The 3350-nt window shown below is 66.1% G+C and carries 2 protein-coding genes and 1 pseudogene; 1 reads left to right on the forward strand and 2 read right to left on the reverse strand.

Translation table 11 applies throughout. The annotated features are described in order from the left end of the window. The coding region (locus ACR2JA_RS15230; protein ID WP_434009926.1) for an enoyl-CoA hydratase-related protein at positions 1-299 on the reverse strand (299 nt) is incomplete at its 3' end. Between the two features lie 3 nt (positions 300-302). After that, positions 303-1823 carry a 3-hydroxyacyl-CoA dehydrogenase gene (locus ACR2JA_RS15235; protein WP_434009927.1) on the reverse strand — a complete coding sequence of 507 codons (1521 nt, stop codon included), beginning with the start codon at positions 1821-1823 and terminating at the stop codon, positions 303-305. 199 nt (positions 1824-2022) lie between these two features. Between ACR2JA_RS15235 and ACR2JA_RS15240 the strand changes: the two are divergent. Continuing rightward, positions 2023-3350, forward strand: a pseudogene (locus ACR2JA_RS15240) (hypothetical protein); the annotation flags it as partial.

Raw genomic sequence — 3350 nt, forward strand, 5'->3', positions numbered from 1 at the left:
GGCTTGGGAAAGGCACGGATGGTTTCGATCCAGTTGTGCAGGCTTTCAATCGACGCGGCCTGCACCTCGGGCAGCTGCTGGCGGTTGGCCTGCAGCCGCTGCAGGTTGCCGCCGGCGCAGAAATGGCTGCCTTCACCGGTGATGACGACGCTGCGCACCTCCGGGCTGCTCTCGGCCACGTTCATGGCTTCGATGCCGGCGGCGTAGATCTCCGGTCCGAGCGCGTTGCGGTTTTCCGGGTTGCTGATGGTCAGCACCATGGTCTGTCCATGGCTGTGGCTCTTGAGGCTGGCGGTCATGGCTCAGGCCTCTTCGTGCATCAGGCTCAGACCCAGCGCGCCGCGGCGGCGCAGCCAGGGCGAGGGACGGTAGCGCGGGTCGGCGTAGACCGTGCCCATGTTGAACAGGATTTCCAGCACGTTGGTGGGACCGATGCGGTCGCCCATGGCCAGCGGGCCCATGGGGTAACCCAGCCCGAGCGTGACCGCCACTTCCAGGTCCTTGGGCGTGCAGATGCCTTGCTGGCACATGTCGGCCGCGATGTTGACGATGGTGGCCACCACGCGCTGCGTGACGAAACCGCCGCTGTCCCTGATCACGCTGACCGCCTTGCCGTCTCTGGCGAACAGGGCGTGGGCGGCGTCGCGCATGTCGGGTCGGGTCGCGGGGTTGGTGGCGAGCACGCGGCGTTTGGTCGCGGCGTCGTCCAGCATCATGTCGATGCCCATGGTGCGGGTCGGGTCCAGGCGCTCCACCGCGGCCAGCGTGGTGACGTCCAGGCCCAGCGGAGCGACCAGGATCAGCGCCGCGGCCGATGGTGCCTGGGCGGTTTCGATGCTGGCGCCCAGGTCCTTGAGCAACTGGTACAGCTCTGGCCGGCGTGCGGCCTTGGGCGATACCCAGACCGGGGGCAGCTGCGCCACGTCGGGGATGGCGGGCTCCGGCGGCACGACCGCCGTGCCGTTGTCGTACGCGTAGAAGCCTTCGCCCACCTTTTTGCCCACCACGCCACCGGCCAGACGCTGCGCGGTGATGACGCTGGGGCGGTACCTCGGCTCGTCGTAGTACTGGCGGTAGATCGATTCCATCACCGGGTGCGACACGTCCAGCGCGGTCAGGTCCATCAGCTCGAACGGGCCGAGCTTGAACCCCATCTGGTCGCGCAGGATGCGGTCGATGGTTGCAAAGTCGGCCACGCGTTCGCCGGCCACGCGCAGGGCCTCGGTGCCGTAACCGCGCCCCGCGTGGTTGACGATAAAGCCCGGGGTGTCTTGTGCCGATACCGGTGTATGACCGAACTGGCGTGTGTACGCCGTCAGTTGCTGGCAGACCGCCGCGCTGGTCTTGAGACCGGCGATCACCTCCACCACCCGCATCAAGGGAACCGGATTGAAAAAATGGTAGCCCGCCAGCCGCTGGGGATGCTTGAGCGCAGAGGCAATGGCCGTGATCGAGAGCGACGAGGTGTTGGTGGCCAGCACCGCGTGCTCGTTCACGATGGCTTCCAGATCGGTGAACAGCCGTTGCTTGACGTCCAGCCTCTCCACGATCGCTTCGACCACCAGGTCGCAATCGGACAGGTCGCCCAGCGCCGACGCGGGAGAGAGCTGTGCAACGTAGGCAGCTTGCTGCGCAGCGTCCAGCCGGCCTTTGGCCAGCAGTTTGCTCCAGGTATCGGCCAAAGCCGCGCGCGCCGCATCGGCGGCGCCGGGTTGCAGATCGAACAGGCGCACGCGGCTACCCGCCTGAGCGGCCATTTGCGCAATGCCGCGGCCCATGGCCCCGGTCCCAACGATACCCACGGTTTGAAAAATGGACTGCATAGGAAAGTGTTAATTAAAAGGGAGTACCCGCAAGCTATGACAAAATGTTCCAACGAAGGAATGAAGGGACTCTGACGTGCGCCACATCTGGGTTGGCTGTATTTTGCTATCAACCGCCGTTGGCGGTCAGGCCGCCACGCTTGGGCGACACAGCGGGGCTGCGGTGATCGGTCGCCCGCTGGATGTCCGAGTTCAAGCCTTGCTCGGTCCAGAAGAGGACCTGAGCGCGCTGTGTGTGCAGGCCGACGTGTTTTACGGCGACTCGCAGGTGTCGCCGGGTTCCGTGCGCACGGTCGCTCAAAAGGCCGCGCCCGACGCCGAGGCGTCCCTGCGCATCCAGTCTTCCGTTCCGGTCGATGAGCCCGTTGTCACGGTCTATCTGCGGGCGGGTTGCAATGCCCCGTTTTCCCGTCGTTACGTGCTGCTGGCCGATCCGGTGACCGAACCCCAGTCGGCCGCGCCACTGACCGCGCCCACCGCATCGGCGGTTGCTGGCGGCACGGCGGTGCCTGCAAGGGCACTGCCCTCGGTCAGCGCCGGGACGGTGCCTTCCACCGGAAGCTCAGTGGTCAGTGCCCCTGCGGCATCTGCCACACCGTCGGCTGGTGCAGGTGCAGGTACAAATGCGGTCTCTCTTGCCAAGCCGGTCAAACCGGCCGCGGCAGCGCTGGACAAGGCCAAAGCCACCGACGCGAAACCGTCCAGGCCGGCCAGCGTGGTGCGCAAGCCGGTGGAGCCGGCCATGCCTCGGCTGGAGCTGGATCCGGTCGACATGAACCTGACGCTGGACCGCGACCCGGTGCTCAAGATGTCGCTGTCCATGCTCAGCGAGCCCACAGCGTCGGAAGAAGAACGTGCCGCCGCCGCCCGACTTTGGAAGGCCATCAACGCCTCACCCGAAGACATCCTGCGTGACAACCAGAAGCTGGAAGTGCTGGAGGCCGAGGCCAAAGGCCTGCGCGACCAGGAAGTCCGCAACAAGGCGGCCATCGAGGCGATGGAAAGCCAGCTGGAGCAATCCCGCTACCTGACGTGGCTGGTGTACGCGCTGGGCGCCTCCTTGCTCGCTGCGGTGTTGGCACTGCTGTACCTTTGGCGCAAGCGTGGTGCGGCATCAGCGGGCGACGACAAAGCCGCGCGCGCCTGGTGGGCTGCTGCCGAGGCTGAAAAGGAACTGGCCTCGGGCATGCCCATGCCCAATGGCAAGGCCGGTGCGAAAGCGCTCGATCTGGACCTGGATCTGGACCTCGGCCAGGGACCCGCGGGTTCCTCGTCCCTGGACAGCCTGCGTTCCTTGCACGACAGCGACCTCGACGCAGACAGTGCGCCGGCGCTGTTGAACCACGACAAGCGCGATTTCGCCGCCAGCCAGATCGGCGTGTCGCGTTCGGTGGCCACCGAAGAGCTGTTCGATGTGCAGCAGCAGGCCGACTTTTTCATCTCGCTCGGTGAAAACGAGCAAGCGATCCAGGTGCTCAGGAACCACCTCGCCGACAGCCAGGAGCCCAGTGCGCTGGCCTACCTCGA

Source organism: Hydrogenophaga sp. (assembly GCF_051007235.1).
Lineage (GTDB): Bacteria > Pseudomonadota > Gammaproteobacteria > Burkholderiales > Burkholderiaceae_C > Hydrogenophaga.

Bases quoted from the DNA above. Each gene is read 5' to 3' on its own strand.
- ACR2JA_RS15235 (WP_434009927.1), bottom strand. From the start codon at position 1,823: ATGCAGTCCATTTTTCAAACCGTGGGTATCGTTGGGACCGGGGCCATG.